This is a genomic window from Mesorhizobium sp. M8A.F.Ca.ET.207.01.1.1, assembly GCF_004794715.1.
Classification (GTDB): Bacteria; Pseudomonadota; Alphaproteobacteria; order Rhizobiales; family Rhizobiaceae; genus Mesorhizobium.
The window spans coordinates 1-373 of sequence record NZ_SRUS01000212.1; the positions used below are offsets into that span (position 1 = coordinate 1).

Annotated in this window: 1 protein-coding gene; it reads right to left on the minus strand. The window is 59.0% G+C overall.

The genetic code is table 11. The features are described 5' to 3' along the window. Positions 1 to 373 (minus strand): RHS repeat domain-containing protein (locus EN850_RS34220; protein ID WP_136092986.1); only part of this gene is annotated, 373 nt, incomplete at both ends.

Below are 373 nucleotides of genomic sequence, written 5' to 3' on the forward strand. Positions count from 1 at the left end.
TGGCTATGGGTGTCGAACTGACGATCCCCGAACCGCTTCAACGCACCACTGCTGTCCCGAACCTCTTCGCGAATACGGTTGCCAGCAGCGTCCAAGGTGTAGGTGATACGATTACCGCCCGCATCTTCGATGGCCACCAGTCGATCGGCCGTGTCATAGACCATGCGAACCCACACACCATCTGGCCCGGTGACACGAGTCCGCTTGCCCGTTGAGCTGTACTCATAAAGGCTGATGCGGTCATTGGCCGGCACATCGCCCTTAAGCGTCTCCGTCAGAACGCGCCCCATCGAATCGAACAACCGCTCGACTACGGAACCATCGATGCCACGCATCTGAACCGGGTTGCCGAGCGCGTCATACTCCAGCAACT